General features: G+C 62.6%; 12 protein-coding genes. 5 read left to right on the forward strand and 7 right to left on the reverse strand.

What is annotated here, in order from left to right:
* Positions 1-37 precede the first annotated feature (37 nt).
* The 4 genes from FBX99_RS05345 to FBX99_RS05360 all read left to right on the forward strand — a co-directional run bounded on the left by FBX99_RS05345 (position 38) and on the right by FBX99_RS05360 (position 5,211).
* On the forward strand, positions 38-1,576 hold the full coding sequence (locus FBX99_RS05345; protein ID WP_145130843.1) for an HDOD domain-containing protein: 1,539 nt from the start codon (positions 38-40) through the stop codon (positions 1,574-1,576).
* Positions 1,577-1,618: 42 nt separating this feature from the next.
* Positions 1,619-2,434, forward strand: a complete 816-nt coding sequence (rhdA, locus tag FBX99_RS05350; protein ID WP_144928383.1) for a thiosulfate sulfurtransferase — start codon at positions 1,619-1,621, stop codon at positions 2,432-2,434.
* A gap of 19 nt (positions 2,435-2,453) precedes the next feature.
* Complete coding sequence (gene asd, locus FBX99_RS05355; protein WP_145130845.1) at positions 2,454-3,314, forward strand: archaetidylserine decarboxylase; 861 nt, start codon at positions 2,454-2,456, stop codon at positions 3,312-3,314.
* A 136-nt stretch (positions 3,315-3,450) separates the two neighbouring features.
* A complete protein-coding gene (locus FBX99_RS05360) occupies positions 3,451-5,211 on the forward strand; it encodes a molecular chaperone (RefSeq protein ID WP_145130847.1) in 1,761 nt (586 codons plus the stop codon).
* Positions 5,212-5,451: 240 nt separating this feature from the next.
* Here the strand turns inward: FBX99_RS05360 and serB are convergent, their stop codons facing one another.
* On the reverse strand, positions 5,452-6,666 hold the full coding sequence (gene serB, locus FBX99_RS05365) for a phosphoserine phosphatase SerB (RefSeq protein ID WP_144928377.1): 1,215 nt from the start codon (positions 6,664-6,666) through the stop codon (positions 5,452-5,454).
* Between the two features lie 133 nt (positions 6,667-6,799).
* Here serB and FBX99_RS05370 point away from each other — a divergent pair, with 133 nt between their 5' ends.
* Positions 6,800-8,314, forward strand: a complete 1,515-nt coding sequence (locus tag FBX99_RS05370) for an AhpA/YtjB family protein (protein ID WP_144928375.1) — start codon at positions 6,800-6,802, stop codon at positions 8,312-8,314.
* 228 nt (positions 8,315-8,542) lie between these two features.
* Here the strand turns inward: FBX99_RS05370 and FBX99_RS05375 are convergent, their stop codons facing one another.
* The 6 genes from FBX99_RS05375 to FBX99_RS05400 all read right to left on the reverse strand — a co-directional run bounded on the left by FBX99_RS05375 (position 8,543) and on the right by FBX99_RS05400 (position 16,197).
* On the reverse strand, positions 8,543-9,253 hold the full coding sequence (locus tag FBX99_RS05375; protein ID WP_144928161.1) for a membrane integrity-associated transporter subunit PqiC: 711 nt from the start codon (positions 9,251-9,253) through the stop codon (positions 8,543-8,545).
* Positions 9,254-9,432: 179 nt separating this feature from the next.
* Entirely contained in the window at positions 9,433-11,697 is a 2,265-nt protein-coding gene (gene parC / locus FBX99_RS05380) for a DNA topoisomerase IV subunit A (protein ID WP_145130849.1), read from the reverse strand.
* Positions 11,698-11,781: 84 nt separating this feature from the next.
* Positions 11,782-12,768 (reverse strand): esterase-like activity of phytase family protein, encoded by a 987-nt coding sequence (locus tag FBX99_RS05385; RefSeq protein WP_145130851.1) that lies wholly within the window; start codon positions 12,766-12,768, stop codon positions 11,782-11,784.
* Complete coding sequence (parE, locus tag FBX99_RS05390; RefSeq protein WP_144928155.1) at positions 12,768-14,672, reverse strand: DNA topoisomerase IV subunit B; 1,905 nt, start codon at positions 14,670-14,672, stop codon at positions 12,768-12,770. The genes FBX99_RS05385 and parE overlap by 1 nt, the downstream gene beginning before the upstream one ends.
* 41 nt (positions 14,673-14,713) lie before the next feature.
* Positions 14,714-15,322, reverse strand: coding sequence for a YqiA/YcfP family alpha/beta fold hydrolase (locus FBX99_RS05395; RefSeq protein ID WP_144928151.1), 609 nt, complete (start codon positions 15,320-15,322; stop codon positions 14,714-14,716).
* Positions 15,323-15,840: 518 nt separating this feature from the next.
* Positions 15,841-16,197: a DUF6124 family protein gene (locus tag FBX99_RS05400; RefSeq protein WP_144928148.1), complete on the reverse strand. Its 357-nt coding sequence runs from the start codon at positions 16,195-16,197 to the stop codon at positions 15,841-15,843.
* Positions 16,198-16,685 lie beyond the last annotated feature (488 nt).

The raw sequence follows: 16,685 nt of genomic DNA on the forward strand, positions 1-16,685 counted from the left end.
TTTGCCACGTTGCAGCATGCGATGATCACGTCCAGCCATGGCTAACGAAACGAAGGTTCCAACCCCACGACCGACCACCCTCGAAGGCTGGGTAAAACTGCTCGAGGGCGTGCATTTGCCGGTGCCCCAGGCCAGTCATGACCAGGTCTGCAAGGCCGTCGCCGATAGCCGCCGCTCGCTACGTGACATCGCCGAGCTCATGCAGGACAGTCCTGCCCTGGCCCTGAGCGTCATCCGCGAAGCCAACCATCATACCCACGGCAGCCTCACTGAGCCGGCGGAAAACCTCGAAGTCGCCATCAACCGCCTCGGCCTCAAACGTACCGAGGAGTTGCTCGCCCGCCTGCCCTCGCTGCCGGAGCAGGAGATCCCCGTCACCCTGCGCCAGTTGCAATTGATCAGCCAGCACGCCACGCAACAGGCCAATGGCTTCTTTGCCAGCCGCCTGGCGCGGCTGTGGCAAGACATCCACTGGGGTAGTCTGCTGTTCCTGTCACCGCTCTGGCCCCTGGCCCTGACGCACCCGCGGTTGCTGGGGGAATGGGAGATGCGGATGATGCATAGAGGCCAGTCGGCCAGCAAGGTGGAACGCGAACTGTTCGGTGTCGGCCTGCTGGAGATCTGTCTCGCGGTGGTGGAAGCCTGGCGCTTGCCGATCTGGGTGGCCCAAGGCTATCGCCTGCTGCTCAACGAACGTCGTGAACTGGTGAAGGTGTTACGCATCGCCCGGGACAGCGAACACCCGTTGCGCCAGCAGAATCGCCTGGACGATGATCCGACCCTGCGACGTTGGCTCAACCAGCCGGCCAATACCGTGCTGCTGGCGAACGGCCTGGCACTTTCAGCGCATCAGGCCTGGGACTGTCCCCACAACCTCCGCTGGCAATACCTCACCAGCCTGTACCTGCAGATGCCCATGGATGAGCTTCAGCAACAGATGCACCAGCAGGCCGCCAACAGTGCCCGCCACCACGCCATGCCGGACCTCTGGCACCCGGCCGAGGCACTGCTCTGGCCGCCCGGCAGCCGTCGCGTCCAGGTCGCAGGGCCTTCCGTCGTCCAACCCAGCGCCGAAGACCTGGCCCTGTGGCGCAAGCGATGCGCGGCGTTGCTGGTGGAACCGAGCCCGTTCAGCAACGCCATGCACCTGACCACCTCGGCCCGGGATGCGCTGGTGGCGTGCGGCATGCGCAGGGTGTTGATCCTGATGGCCGACCGCAGCCAGACCAGCGTGCGCGTGCACCAGACTGCCGGCCTGCCCCCCGAGGCGGCGGCCATGAGTTTCTCCATCGACCAGAGCAAGGTATTGCAACGGTTGCTGGCACAGCAGGCCCAGGTCCGCCTGAACCCGGAGAACAATGCGCAGTTCTCGGCCCTGCTGCCACCGGGCCTGCGCGCCCTGTTCAAGGGCGAGCACATGCTGTTGCGCTCTTTGACCTGCAATGGCCGGGTGATCATGCTGGTGGCCGTGGACCAGGGCGGCGGCCCCTTCACGGATGTAACGGTGCAAGCCTTCGGCAGGACCGTGCAGTGCATCGAGCGAGCCCTGCACACCTTTACCAACCGCGGTCGCTGAACTTGCTACAATCGCTTCCTTTTGTGCCCCTGGAGACCTGACATGCCTGACTTCTCTGGCTTGCCGCTGGTGATCGAGCCAAGCGATCTGCTCCCGCGTCTCGAAGCCCGCGAACTGATTCTGGTGGACCTGACCAGCGCCGCGCGCTACAGCACCGGTCACATTCCCGGCGCACGCTTCGTCGATCCCAAGCGCACCCAATTGGGCCAGCCGCCAGCTCCGGGGCTGTTGCCGGCCAAAGCCGATCTCGAGACACTGTTCGGCGAGCTCGGGCACAACCCGGATGCGGTCTACGTGGTCTATGACGACGAAGGTGGCGGCTGGGCCGGACGCTTTATCTGGCTGCTGGACGTGATCGGCCATTCGAAGTACCACTACCTCGACGGCGGCCTCCTGGCGTGGCTGGACGAAAGCCTGCCGGTCAGCACCGATGTACCGGCCTCCGTCGGCGCCCCGGTGCAACTGACGCTGCGCGACGAACCCACCGCCACCCGCGAATACCTGCAAAGCCGTCTCGGCGCCGCCGACCTGGCGATCTGGGACGCGCGCGGCCCGCTGGAATATTCGGGCGAGAAAGTCGTGGCGGCCAGGGGTGGTCACATTCCCGGCGCGATCAATTTCGAATGGACCGCGGGCATGGACAAGGCGCGCAGCCTGCGCATCCGCCAGGACATGCCGCAGATCCTCGAACAACTGGGCATCACGCCGGACAAAGAGGTCATCACCCACTGTCAGACTCACCACCGTTCCGGCTTCACCTATCTGGTGGCCAAGGCGCTCGGTTACCCACGGGTCAAGGGCTACGCCGGTTCCTGGGGCGAATGGGGCAACCACCCCGACACCCCGATCGAGCTTTGAAGGTTCCTAAGGACATTTAATGAAAAACCGTTTGTTCATCATCACTCAGTACCTGCTGCCCCACCACTTGCTGTCACGCCTGGCCGGCTGCATTGCCGAATGCCGCGTGCGCTGGTTCAAGAACGCGTTCACCCAGTGGTTCGCCAAGCGTTATCAAGTGGACATGTCCCAGGCTCTGGTGGAAGACCTGACCGCCTATGAGCACTTCAACGCGTTCTTTACCCGCGCCTTGAAAGAAGGCGCGCGGCCGCTGGATGAAACGCCGGGCGCGGTCCTCAGCCCTGCCGACGGCGCCGTCAGCCAGCTCGGCCCGATCGAGCATGGCCGGGTCTTCCAGGCCAAGGGCCACAGCTTCAGCGTGCTGGAACTGCTGGGTGGCGACTCGGCCAACGCCGCGCCATTCATGGGTGGCGATTTCGCCACCATCTACCTGTCGCCCAAGGATTATCACCGCGTGCACATGCCGCTGGCCGGCACCTTGCGGGAAATGGTCTACATTCCGGGCCGCATCTTCTCGGTCAACCAGACCACCGCCGAAAACGTTCCGGAGCTGTTCGCCCGCAACGAACGGGTGGCGTGCATTTTCGACACCGAGCGCGGGCCGATGGCCGTGGTGCTGGTGGGCGCGATGATCGTGGCCTCCATCGAAACCGTCTGGGCCGGGCTGGTCACGCCACCCAAGCGCGAACTGAAGACCTTCCGCTACGACGAAGCCGCCCGCGCGCCGATCCACCTGGAAAAAGGCGCCGAGCTGGGCCGCTTCAAACTGGGCTCGACCGCCATCGTGCTGTTCGGACCAGGCCAGGTGAAATGGGCCGAGGATCTGGTGGCCGGCTCGCCGGTGCGGATGGGCCAGGGGCTGGCGCTTCCCAAAGCCTAAGGCCACTACCCCTCCCTGTGGGGGTGAGCCCTGCTCGCTCCCACGGTTGCCTTCGGAACAGATCGGACGCTGCTTTGGGCAACACCTGCTAGAGTTGAAGGCATCCCCTTCATTTCCAGCCGGAGCCGTCCACGGCATGAATGAGACCAGCCCTCTCCAGCTATTGCGTGTCTCGACCCCGACACAGTCACGCCTGACGTTCTGCGATGCCACGCCGCGCGACCTCAAGCGCTGGATCGCCAACCTGCCCAAGGCCAACATCGGCGAAACGGCTCGCCTGCTGTACCAGGCCATCGGCGAACTCAATCTGCTGCTCACACCCAGCGAGAACCGCCTGCAGCTGCTCGAATTGCTGCGGCCCGAGGTGTACTACGTCTGCAAGCACCTGGAGCGGCATTTCCTGCAGCAGGCCATCGTGCTCGATGACCGCTCGCGCAAGATCGTCAACCTGTGCCAGGCCCTGCAAAATCACCTGGCGATGGGCTACAAACAGATTGTGGCGCGCATCGTACCGAAGTTCACCAAGGACCGGGCCCGCCTGCTGAGTACCGCGCTGCAAAGGGCGATGCATGCCCTCAACGGTCCCCTGCTGCGCGCCACCGAGTTGTACAGCCCGGTGCCTGAAGGGCTATGGCTCGATCTGCACCAGCTGTACCGGATCGCTTGCCAGTACCGGTTGCAACATCAAAGTGTCAACGATGACCTGGTCAGCCAGGTCCAGCAGCTGAGTGCCGAGCAAACCTACGTCGTAGCCCTGCTGCTGGGCGCATCACGCAGCAATCAGCTGCGCCAGGGGCAGATTGCACGACTGGCCGAAGTGCTGGAAGCCTGGAGCCAACGGATCAAGCTGGACCCGACCGGCACGGCCACCAGCCTGTTCGCCGTCGCGCCGGAGCTGGATATCGGGCCGCGCTACCGCTCCAAGTTCAGGACCGAGCAACAGCCGGGCCTCCTGGGCGTCGACCTTGAGCCGCTGGTGCGCGCTATTGCCATCCACCTGGAGCGACCTGCCGAACATACCCTGCCGGTACCTGGCGGCATGAACACCGATACCTTGCAGCACCTGCAGGCCGCCTGGGGTGAAGCCGTCGAACGCAGCTTCCAGCGCACCGAAGGCAATGGCACGCTGACCCTATGCGTAGGCATGAGCGCCTTGCACTATTACCTTGGCGGTGAACGCTCCTTCAGCGAAATCCTGAAGACCCCCGCTACCCGCAAGGCCCGCTTCGAAGCCTCGCCCAGCAAGACCAACGATACCTGGAAGCAAGCCTTCGACGCCGCCCCCACGGGGGACAGCGACATGCTGCCCTACGAAGAGATCGAGTACCCGGTCAACCCGGCCGATGAAGAGGGTAGCGGGTCGGACAACCAACACCACTTCCCCACCTACCAATTGCCGATCGTCAACCACAGCCCCGGGGGTTACTGCCTCGGCTGGCCGAAAGAAGTACCGGAACAACTGCAGGCCGGGGAAATGATCGGCATTCGGGACACCGATGATCAAGCCTGGAGCGTCGCGGTGGTGCGCTGGATCCGCCAGGTTCGCGGTGGCACCATGCAGATGGGCATCGAGCTGGTCGCGCCCTATGCCCAGCCTTGCGGCGTGCAATTGCTCCGGGAGAAGAATGAACCCAGTCATTATCTGCGGGGGTTGTTATTGCCCGAGATCAGCGCCATCGAACTCCCCGCGACCATGATCGCCCCGCGTCTGCCGTTCCAGGAGGGACAACAGGTCCTGATCAACACCAACGGCCAGGAACTCCGGGCCGGCCTGGACCGACGAGTGACCAGCACCCACAGCTTCAACCAGTTTGCCTATCACCAGGAGGATGCCGGCCCCGCCGAGGGTGGCGATGACCGGGATGGGGATTTCGATTCGTTGTGGAAGTCGCTTTAACGGGCAACAGATACCTTGTGGCGAGGGGATTTATCGAAACGTCGCACCGCCCCGCTGGGCTGCAAAGCAGCCCTGAATCCTGACACTTCGCTGTGTCAGGTTGGTGAGGGGTGGGCTGTATTGGGGCTGCTGCGCAGCCCAGCGGGGCGGTGCGACGTTTTGCTGAATCCCCTCGCCACAGATAAATACCTCAGCACAAGGATAAATTCCTCAGCCACAAGCAATAGGGGTAGCTGCGTGTTAGAGCTGCCCGTCACGATCCCTGAAACCGAGCAGGTACAACACCCCATCCAGCCCCAGGGTCGAGATCGCTTGCCTGGCCGATTGCTTGACCAGCGGCTTGGCCCGGAACGCCACGCCCAGGCCCGCTATCGCCAGCATCGGCAGGTCATTGGCACCGTCGCCCACGGCGATGGTCTGCTCCAGGCGCAGGCCTTCTTTCTCGGCCAGTTCCCGCAGCAGGTCTGCTTTGCGCTGGGCATCGACGATAGGCTCGACGGCCACGCCGGTCACTTTACCGTCCACTACTTCCAGCTCATTGGCGAATACGTAGTCGATGCCGAGCCTGGTCTGCAACTGCTTGGCGAAGTAGGTAAAACCGCCGGACAGGATGGCGGTCTTGTAGCCCAGGCGCTTGAGCTCGGCGAACAGGGTCTCGGCGCCTTCGGTCAGGCGCAGGGAAGCACCAATGGAATCCAGCACGCCGACGTCCAGACCTTTAAGCAGGGCCAGGCGCTCCTTGAAGCTGGCACGGAAATCCAGCTCGCCGGCCATGGCCCGCTCGGTGATGGCCGAGACCTTGTCGCCCACGCCGGCAGCCTTGGCCAGTTCGTCGATGACTTCGGCTTCGATCAGGGTCGAATCCATGTCGAACACCGCCAGGCGACGGTTACGCCGGAACAGCGAGTCTTCCTGGAACGCGATGTCGACGTTCAGCTCCTGGGCCACGCTCAGGAACTCGGCACGCAACGCCTGGGGATCGGCCGGCTCGCCGCGCACGGAAAATTCGATGCAGCCCTTGCCCTTGTCCGCCGGGGTGTCCAGCGGCATGCGCCCGGACAAGCGGTCGATGTGATCGATGTTCAGGCCGTATTGGGCGGTGATCGAACTGACGCGCTGCAACTGCTCGGCGCTGACCTTGCGGGTCAACAAGGTGACGATGTGCCGTTTCTTGCCCTGGCCGGCTACCCAGTGCTGGTAGTCCGCTTCGGACACCGGCGTGAAGCGTACCTGTTGATCGAGCTTGTAAGCGGTGAACAGGATGTCCTTGAGCACCGATTTGCTCTGTTCGGCATCCGGAATTTCAACCAGGATGCCAAACGATAGCGTGTCGTGGATCACCGCCTGACCGATATCGAGAATGTTCACACCACCTTGGGCCAGAACGCCGGTAATGGCCGCAGTCAGACCCGGACGGTCGCTGCCAGTGATGTTTATCAGGACGATTTCGCGCAAGGCGCACCCCCGCAGGTGGAAAAAAACCGCATTCTACCCATATTCAGTGACCATCGGGCACCGCCAGTGCTTTGCCGGTCATGGGGCTGTCGCTATACTGCGCGTCAATTTCACGGACAAAGAGCCGAGCTCAGTGAACCGGCCCACGCCAGTCAAAACCGACAACTTCTTCCTGCTGATCTTCCGTGCACTGCGCCACCGTCGTGTGCCGATTGCATTGCGCATTGCCAGCCATAACGTGATTCTGGTCGCATTGGCCCTGGTCATCTATGCCTGCGTAATGGGCCTGCAGTTCAAACAAGCCATGCACGAGCAGGCCGATGCCCTGGGTGAAAGCCTGACCACCCAGACCGCCACGTCCGCCACCGAGCTGCTGGTGTCCAACGACATCCTCAGCCTCAACGTGCTGCTCAACAACCTGACCAAGAACAAGCTGGTGGCCCACGCCGCCATCTACAGCGTCGACAACCGCATCCTCGCCGAGGCGGGGCAGCGGCCCAAGCCCGGCCTGCTGGGCGAGTCCGGCGGCATGTACCAGAGCAAGATCACCTTCCAGGACGTGACCGCCGGGCAACTGCGCATCAGCCTGGACATGGACCAGTTCCAGCAACCGATGACCATCAGCCTGCAAAGCATGGGCATCCTCAGCGCAATATTGCTGGCCCTGGCGCTGGCCTTGAGCCTGCGCCTGGGGCGGCATCTCTCCACGCCACTGCTGCAGTTGCGCGTCTGGCTACGAGACATCGACGAACACACCCCGGCCACCCAGCGCCAGGACGAAATCGGCGATCTGGCGCGGCAACTGCACGCCAGTTTCGCGCCGGAACCTGCACCCGTGCCGGAGCCCGAGGACATCGACTACATCGACGATGAGGCCGAACCGGAATTCGAGGTGCGCAACCTGCGCGATCCCGGCTTCGACGAAAGCCAGCCGATGCCGACCTCCAGGCCCGCGCCTCGCCATGTGGTACGGGCGGTCGAAGACGAAGAAGACGACGAGGCCTTCGCCGACCTGCGGGACGAGTCGATTGCCGGGCAACCGCAACCACTCGCCAGGCCCGCCGTCTCGAACCTGCCACAGCACAGCGCCGTGCTGGCCGTGCAATTGGGCGCCCAGGACCAACTGCGTCGCCTGCCCCAGGCCCGCCTGAAGGAACTGCTCGAACGCTACCGCGATTGCCTCGACCAGGCCGCCTCGCTCTACCAGGGTGAATTGCACACCCTGAACGACGGCAGCACCCTGATGCTGTTCCATACCGAAGACAGCGGTGACGATTACCTGACCAATGCCATTTGCTGCGGTGAATTGCTGCGGGCCCTGGGTCATCAGTTACAGATCGAAGTCGCCGACAGCGGCATTACCCTGCAACTGCAACTCGGCCTGACCCTCGGCGACGACCTGTTCGGCCTGAGCCAGATCGACCTGTTGCTGACCGAAACCGCCCAGGACGCCCTGGCGCTGTCGCAACACAGCCGCAACCTGCTGCTGGTGGAGCGCAAGATCAACGACGATGCCCTGATCCGCCAGCGCGCTCGCATCCGCCCTATCGCCAGCCCCGAAGGCGCGTGCTGCGTGGAGCGCCTGATGGAGCCGTACCCGTCGATGCTGGAGCGGCAACTGGCGCGGATGCATGAGCGCCAGGCCTGAGTCCCGGTCGCCGGAATGACGAAGCCCGCAGATGAGTGATTGTCTGTGGGCTTTTTTGTGGCCTTCACTGGCCTCATCGCGAGCAGGCTCGCTCCCACAAGAACCGCGCTGAACCCGTGGGAGCGAGCCCTGCTCGCGATGAGGCCAGCACAGGGGCCGAAGATCCATCCCCCCAGAAACAACAAAGCCCGCATCAACGCGGGCTTTGTCTTGCATCCAATCCAGCGATCAGAACCTGAACACTTCCATGTCGGTACGAATCGGCAAGGCCATCGGGATCTTTGGCGACTTCTCCGGTTCAGCAGGCTTGGCCTGGGAAGGAGCCGCCTTGCGCGGTGCGGCCTCGACCAATGGAGGCTGGTTAGCCAATGGCTTGAGCGCCACGGACAACTGCTCGGCCAGCCGTTGCAGGAGAACGCCCTGAGCCTGGACCTGCGCAGCGGTACCGCCGGTATGTTGTTCTTGCAGATGAACGATGCGGTTCTCCCGGACTTTACCGCGACGGTCGATCAACCGCCATTGGGCATCGAGCACCGCCGGTTGCGATTCGCCCGAATCCAGGCGGGTGATCGACAGCAATACCTGGACATCCGGGGTAAAGCCCTGGGTGGCCGGCGCCAATACCACGCGCTGGCTGTCCAGGTGCCCGGCTACCTGGCGCAGCAGCAACTGGTCGATGTCCGAGGAGAGACTGCCGGCCCAGCGACCGTCAGTGGCGGCCTGCAGGCTACCGTCGGGTTGGCGTTGTAGCAGGGTTTCGCGTTGCAGGTAGTCGGCGATCGACACCGGGCCCAGCAATACAGCCATGCCCGCGCTCTGCGCAGGCTGGGCCGGGTTACCACTATCGAGCTGATACAGCGACACCGGCTGATGGACGCTGCAACCCGCCAGGCCAAGCAAGCCGGCGAGCCATAGAATAGGAAGGCGCAGAGCAGTCATCGTTCCATCCAGGTGGCGGCCACAAGGCTTACCACAGTGAAAAAATACTCGGTCATTATGAAGAACGCTCAGCCACGCCGGCGCTTGAAAGGGCCTATCATCCGTGAATATGCGTCCCGACTCCAGCGCGAAAGCATCGATCTGCGGCTTTTAATCGCAGACCGAGCCGTCTAGCACGCTTAATTCAGGTTTTCGACGAGCAGTGCATCGACCCGTTGGAAACCTCTTGGAAGCTTGTTGCCCCGCCGACCACGTTCACCTTTGTAATGCTCAAGATCGTCTGCTTTGAGTGAGAGCGTACGCTTTCCAGCCTGTAGCACAAGCGTGGCACCCTCCGGTAGCACTGCAATATCCGTGACATATTCTTCACGGCTGGCCACCCGTTCGCCGGAAATCCCGATGATCTTATTCCCTTTACCTTTACCTAATTGTGGCAGGTCGCTGATTTTGAAGACCAACAGCCTGCCTTCGGTCGTCACCGAAGCCAGCCAATTGTTATCCCGGTCGACGACCGGGCGCGGCGCGATGACCTTGGCGTTGTTTGGCAGGCTCAACAGCGCCTTGCCCGCCTTGTTCTTGGCTTGCAGGTCCTCACCCTTGACGACGAACCCGTAGCCGGCGTCCGACGCAATAACGTATAGCCCGTCATCATCAGGCATCAGCACGCACTCAAAAGTTGCACCCGGTGGTGGCGTCAGACGACCGGTCAGCGGCTCGCCCTGGCCGCGAGCCGATGGCAGGGTATGGGCTGCCACCGAATAACTGCGCCCCGTGGAATCGATAAACACCGCGAACTGGTTCGAGCGCCCAGGCGCCAGGGCCTTGAAACCGTCCCCGGCCTTGTAGGAAAGCCCCGCCGCGTCGATGTCGTGCCCCTTTGCAGAGCGCACCCAGCCTTTTTCGGAAAGCACGACGGTCACTTTCTCGTTCGGCAGCAGATCGTGCTCGCTCAGGGCCTTGGCTTCGGCGCGTTCGACAATCGGCGAACGACGGTCGTCGCCATAGGTTTCGGCGTCCTTGAGCAGCTCGGTGCGTACCAGCTTCTTGAGCTTGGCCTCGCTACCCAGCAAGGCCAGCAGCTTGGCCTGCTCCTTGAGCAATTCATCCTGCTCGGCCCGCAACTTCATCTCTTCCAGCCGCGCCAATTGCCGCAGGCGGGTGTCGAGGATGTAGTCGGCCTGGATTTCACTCAAGGCAAAGCGCTCGATCAGACTCGCCTTCGGATGCTCCTCGGTGCGGATGATGTGGATCACTTCGTCCAGGTTGAGGTAGGCAATCAGCAAACCGTCCAACAGGTGCAGGCGGCGCTCGACCTTGTCCAGGCGGAACTGCAGACGTCTGCGCACCGTTTTGACACGAAACTCCAGCCACTCCACCAGCAGCGCTCGCAGGTTCTTCAACTGCGGCTTGCCGTCCAAGCCAATGATGTTGATGTTGACCCGGTAGCTGGACTCCAGGTCGGTGCTGGCAAACAGGTGCTGCATCAAAGCGTCGTGGTCGACCCGGCTGTTGACTGGAATGATCACGATGCGGCATGGGTTCTCATGGTCCGACTCGTCACGCAAGTCGGCCACTTGTGGCGCTTTCGACGGTTTTGCCTGCATCATCGCGGCAATCTGCTCCAGCACCTTGGCCCCGGAGACCTGATGTGGCAGCGCGGTGACGATGATGTCGCCGTCTTCGATGTGATACACGGCGCGCATACGCACCGAACCGCGGCCGCTTTCGTAGATTTTCAGCAGGTCGGCGCGCGGGGTGATGATTTCCGCCTCGGTCGGATAGTCCGGGCCCTGGATGTGCTCGCAGAGCTGCTCCACCGTGGCTTTCGGATCGTCCAGCAGGCGCACACACGCCGTGGCCACTTCCCGCAGGTTGTGGGGCGGCACGTCAGTGGCCATGCCCACGGCAATGCCGGTGGTGCCATTGAGCAGGATATTCGGCAAACGTGCCGGCAATACCAGGGGTTCATCGAGGGTGCCGTCGAAGTTGGGCCCCCAGTCCGCCGTGCCCTGGCCCAGCTCGCTGAGCAGCACTTCGGAATAACGCGACAACCGCGCCTCGGTGTAACGCATGGCCGCGAACGACTTGGGATCGTCCGGTGCGCCCCAGTTACCCTGGCCATCCACCAAGGTGTAGCGGTAGCTGAACGGCTGGGCCATCAACACCATGGCTTCGTAGCAGGCCGAATCACCGTGAGGGTGGAACTTGCCGAGCACGTCACCGACGGTCCGCGCCGACTTCTTGTGCTTGGAATCGGCGTCCAGCCCCAACTCGCTCATGGCATAGACGATGCGCCGTTGAACCGGCTTCAAGCCGTCGCCGATGTGCGGCAAGGCGCGGTCCATGATCACGTACATGGAGTAATTGAGGTAGGCATTTTCGGTGAAGTCAGCCAGCGATCGGCGCTCTACGCCGTCCAAGCTGTCTGCAAGAATGTCGCTCATGCGGGCCTCATCAGTTCATTGTCTGGCGCAACGACATGGTGCCGTCGCGCTGGGTAGATTCAAATAGATTCAGGGACGGCCGGTTCATGGCGAGGCACTCCAGCCGCCATCGGGTGCGGCGAAACGCCAGATGATCGGCCGCTCCTCGCCGTCGGCCCGCGGCCCGTCATTGTTGTCCAGGCCAACCCAGGCGCCGGTGGCATCCACCACCAGGGCCTCGGCCAGCCCGTAGGCCTGGGAATAACGGCGATTGTCCTGCAGGGCTTCGGCGGCGAATGACCAGCAGCGCTCGACTTCGGCGCTCTGGAGGTCGCGTCGGCAGATCTGATAGGCGTTGCGTTCCAGGGTGAAAAGCTTGCCATTGAACAGTGACAGGTCGGCAAAGTCCCGGGACACGGCCTTGGCGTTGGGAAACTGCGCCGGCTGCATTTCCTGCCCCGCTTCGCTCAACAGCACACAATGACCATCACAGTCCCATACTGTTTGCCGACGCTTGATCAACAGCAAGCCACGTCGCTCCCGCTCCGCCGCCAGCCACAAGCGGTCCCCGGCCGGGTTCACCGCCAGTCCTTCGAACAGCGCATTGAAATGCAACAACATGCCGCTGGCACGGGCCTCGCGGATCATCGTCGGTGCAATCTTCAACCAGGAGACTTCGCCCAACGGCGGCACCTGCAACACGGCGGCATGGGACTCGCTGACCACATAACGATTGCCGGCGCTGTCGCAACTGATGCCTTCGAAATCCAGTTCGCCACCGCGCAGGAACGACGCCGCCCAGGTACGTGATCGCAGCCCCCAGGGCAAGCCGCTGTCCGGCGCCTGCGGCACGTCGATGATCAACGCCTGGGCAGGCCAGGCCCCATCACCGGAAGTATCCAGGCGATAAATGCGATCATCGTCGCGATCCGACACTGTCCACATCTCATCGCCGCAAAGGGCCAGGCCGGACAGATTGCCGCCGCGCATGCCGTCGACAGCGTGCTCGGACAGCAATTTCAGTTCCGGTGCAGGCCCCGCGAAGATGGCCCCCGCCCACAGCAACAACGCCAGGGCGAAACCGTTGCGCATCAGGCCAGTACCTCGGCCAGGTCGCCCTTGGATTCGAGCCAGGACTTGCGATCACCGGCGCGTTTCTTCGCCAGCAGCATGTCCATGATTTCCGAGGTCGCGGCGAAATCGTCGAGGGTCAGTTGCACCAGGCGACGGGTGTTCGGGTCCATGGTGGTTTCGCGCAACTGCGGCGGGTTCATCTCGCCCAGGCCTTTGAATCGGGTGACCTGCGGTTTGCCGCGCTTCTTCTCGGCCACCAGCCGGTCGAGGATGCCGTCACGCTCGGCTTCGTCCAGGGCGTAGTAAATATCCTTGCCCAGATCGATGCGGTACAGCGGCGGCATGGCGACGTAGACATGACCGGCGTCCACCAGCGGACGGAAATGCTGGACGAACAAGGCGCACAGCAAGGTTGCGATGTGCAGGCCGTCGGAGTCGGCGTCAGCGAGGATGCAGATCTTGCCGTAGCGCAGCTGGCTCATGTCCTCGGCACCCGGATCGACTCCGATGGCCACGGCGATGTTATGCACTTCCTGGCTGGCCAGTACTTCGCTGCCGTCCACTTCCCAGGTGTTGAGGATCTTGCCCCGCAGCGGCAGGATCGCCTGGAACTCCTTGTCCCGCGCCTGCTTGGCCGAGCCACCGGCGGAGTCACCTTCCACCAGGAACAGCTCGGAACGCATCGGGTCCTGCCCGGCGCAATCGGCGAGCTTGCCCGGCAACGCCGGCCCCTGGGTGATGCGCTTGCGCTCGACCTTCTTGCTGGCCTTGAGGCGACGGCCGGCGTTGCTGATCGCCAGCTCCGCCAGGGCCAGGCCGGTTTCCGGGTTGGCGTTGAGCCACAGGCTGAACGCATCCTTGACCACACCGGACACGAAGGCCGCCGCTTCACGGGACGACAGGCGTTCCTTGGTCTGCCCGGAGAACTGGGGCTCCTGCATCTTCATCGACAGCACGAAGGCAATGCGCTCCCATACGTCCTCCGGCGCCAGCTTCACCCCACGGGGCAGCAGGTTGCGGAACTCGCAGAACTCACGCATCGCGTCGAGCAGGCCCTGGCGCAAGCCGTTGACGTGGGTACCGCCCTGGGCCGTGGGGATCAGGTTGACGTAGCTTTCCTGGACGCTTTCGCCACCTTCGGGCAGCCATAACAACGCCCAGTCCACGGCTTCCTTGTTACCGGCCAGGCTGCCGCAGAACGGTTCGTCGGGCAGCCGCTCAAAACCACTGACCGCGTCCACCAGGTAAGAGCGCAAGCCATCTTCGTAATGCCACTCGACTTTCTCGCCGGTGGCCTTGTCCTCGAAGCTGACCAACAGCCCCGGGCACAACACGGCCTTGGCCTTGAGCACATGCTTGAGGCGGCTGACGGAAAACTTCGGTGAGTCGAAATACTTCGGATCCGGTGCGAAGTACACGCTGGTGCCGGTGTTGCGCTTGCCGACGCTGCCGATCACCTCCAGCTCGGTGGCCTTGTAGCCGTCGGCAAAGGTCATCTGGTATTCGTTGCCGTCACGCTTGACCCGCACCCGGACCTGGGTCGACAAGGCGTTGACCACGGAAATACCCACCCCGTGCAGACCGCCGGAGAACTGGTAATTCTTGTTGGAAAACTTGCCGCCCGCATGGAGCTTGGTGAGGATCAGCTCGACGCCCGACACCCCCTCTTCGGGGTGGATGTCCACCGGCATGCCACGGCCGTCATCGCTGACCTCCAGCGAATGGTCGGCGTGCAGGATGACCTGCACCGATTTGGCGTGGCCGGCCAAGGCTTCGTCGACACTGTTGTCGATGACTTCCTGGGCGAGGTGGTTCGGCCGACTGGTGTCGGTGTACATGCCGGGGCGCTTGCGCACCGGGTCGAGGCCCGAGAGGACTTCGATGGCGTCTGCGTTATAAGAGCTAGCGCTGGGAGTGGCCATGGGGTCTCGTCGTCAGTGTTCGAATAAAAAGGGGCGATGGCTCACAGCGAGGTGAAGTCGATCGCCTGGTACAAATCGGCGCCAATACCGGCAAAATTCAATAGGGCCGGCAACTGTTGGGCAAACCCCTGGAAACTGTGATCGCCGCCGGCCTGGATGCGCAAGGCACAGGCACGGTAGTACTGCTGGGCGTGGCGATAATCCAGCGTTTCGTCACCGGTTTGCAACCATACCTGATACCGCTGCGGATCCTGGGGCGCCGGCACTTCCAACGTGGCCAGGGCCGTGACGTGGTCGTGGGTCAATTCCCAGGTTTCATCGGTGTACAGATTCTTTTGCGTGCCCAGGTAACCGTCGAACATCCGATGGGGGCTGACCGCAGGGTTGATCAACAGTGCCTTGAGGCCGTGGCGCTCGGCCAAGTGAGTCGCATAGTAGCCGCCGAGCGAGCTGCCGACCAGCAGCGGACGGCCCAGTTGTGTAATCGCCTGTTCCAGCTGGGCCATGGCTTCGCGGGGGTGGTGGTGCAGGGCTGGCACTTGCAGTCGGTCGGCCAGGCCCAGGCGGGTCATCACGTCGATGAGTTGACGGGCCTTGGTCGAGGCTGGGGCGCTGTTGAAGCCGTGGATGTAGAGGATCGAGGCCGACATGCCAACTTCCTATGTGTGAGAGGCAAAGGTCGGAGTTTACAGGGAGTTTGTGGCGGTTTGGGGGGATTTGCCTTCTTATAGCTGCCTCATCTCTGTCGGTTGTACGTCGATCCAATGGTGGGAGCGAGCCTGCTCGCGATGGCTGTGTGTCAGTCTGTGTGGTTTTTTTGACCGGGTACATATCCATTGCTGCGGTAACGGCTACTTAGGGTTCCGCCCTGACGGCGGCTCACTTTTTTTCAGACGCCAAAAAAAGTAAGCAAAAAAGGCTTCGCCCCACCACTGGGCACCTCGCCAAGGCTCGGCGTTCCCTCACTCCGGCATTGCTCCGTGGGCCCGCCGCGAAGGGCCATCCATGGCCCAGCGCGGCTAACCCGGCATCCATGCCGGGTTACCCACTACGCAATGCCTGCGTTCGGCCCTTGTGGTTAACGGGGCGTCCAAGATCAAAAGCCAAAGCAAGAGCAAGAGCAAGAGCAAAAGCAAAAGCAAAAGCAAAAGCAAAAAGGTTGTCTGGCCTATCGGGGGTCGACGACGTCCAGCGCTCGGTTTGCCAGCAGCTCACTGAGTTCGACCATCTGCTGGACGCCGAAAGCTATATGCCGGTTGGAGCCTTCCAGGTTGAAGGCCAGGTCGCTGAGCATCGCATTGGCCGAGGCCAGGGTTTCGCTGAGGTTGGCCAGGAGGGTTTCGCTGTCCAGGTCTTCGACGACGGTGAATAGCTGACCGGGGGATGGTTTCTTTTTGGCCTGGGGTTCTGGGGCGAGGTAGAAGTTGAGGGCGCGTTCGGCGGCTTCGTCGAGTTTTTTGGTGTCGAGGCCGGTGTGGGGTGAGGTGGGATCGGTTTTTGGGGGATTGGGGGTAACTTTGAACATGGTGAGATTCCTTTTACCAAGTGGAACCGCCACGTCTCGTTTTCCAGTCGAGAGGTGGCAGCTATGCGAGGGCTGGAAAAACCGAGGTAAAAGGCAAACCCGGCAGACTCGAAAGTCTCCCACGCACAGCCGCCATAACGCAGAACTGCACAGATAAAGCACGGCAGTATCTCACGTGGTGCGCTGTTACGCCTTTTACTCTTCGGGTTTTCCAGGCCCGGTCGCTGAATTGCAGCGACCGAAAAAGGTTAGCGAGTCCCCTTCCCACCCGGCAACCGCCAGAGATCGTCGGAAAAATCTGCCTGGACGTCCGACCATTCCCACAGATTTAGGTCGACTGTTAAGCCGCCATCGCGAGCAGGCTCGCTCCCACAGTGGGACGAGGTATGGCCCAAGAGACAGGTCGGTCTTTAGGACGCCTTCGCGGGCAAGCCCGCTCCCACAGGGGACCAAGGTCAGCCGCAAGAACAGGCCGGCCATAAGGCCGC

The organism is Pseudomonas sp. SJZ074, from assembly GCF_007828215.1.
In the GTDB taxonomy this organism is placed as follows: Bacteria; Pseudomonadota; Gammaproteobacteria; order Pseudomonadales; family Pseudomonadaceae; genus Aquipseudomonas.

Coding starts and splice junctions, on each gene's coding strand:
- FBX99_RS05345 (WP_145130843.1), top strand. CDS start 38: ATGGCTAACGAAACGAAGGTTCCAACCCCACGACCGACCACCCTCGAA.
- rhdA (WP_144928383.1), top strand. CDS start 1,619: ATGCCTGACTTCTCTGGCTTGCCGCTGGTGATCGAGCCAAGCGATCTG.
- asd (WP_145130845.1), top strand. CDS start 2,454: ATGAAAAACCGTTTGTTCATCATCACTCAGTACCTGCTGCCCCACCAC.
- FBX99_RS05360 (WP_145130847.1), top strand. CDS start 3,451: ATGAATGAGACCAGCCCTCTCCAGCTATTGCGTGTCTCGACCCCGACA.
- FBX99_RS05375 (WP_144928161.1), bottom strand. CDS start 9,253: ATGACTGCTCTGCGCCTTCCTATTCTATGGCTCGCCGGCTTGCTTGGC.
- parC (WP_145130849.1), bottom strand. CDS start 11,697: ATGAGCGACATTCTTGCAGACAGCTTGGACGGCGTAGAGCGCCGATCG.
- FBX99_RS05385 (WP_145130851.1), bottom strand. CDS start 12,768: ATGCGCAACGGTTTCGCCCTGGCGTTGTTGCTGTGGGCGGGGGCCATC.
- parE (WP_144928155.1), bottom strand. CDS start 14,672: ATGGCCACTCCCAGCGCTAGCTCTTATAACGCAGACGCCATCGAAGTC.
- FBX99_RS05395 (WP_144928151.1), bottom strand. CDS start 15,322: ATGTCGGCCTCGATCCTCTACATCCACGGCTTCAACAGCGCCCCAGCC.
- FBX99_RS05400 (WP_144928148.1), bottom strand. CDS start 16,197: ATGTTCAAAGTTACCCCCAATCCCCCAAAAACCGATCCCACCTCACCC.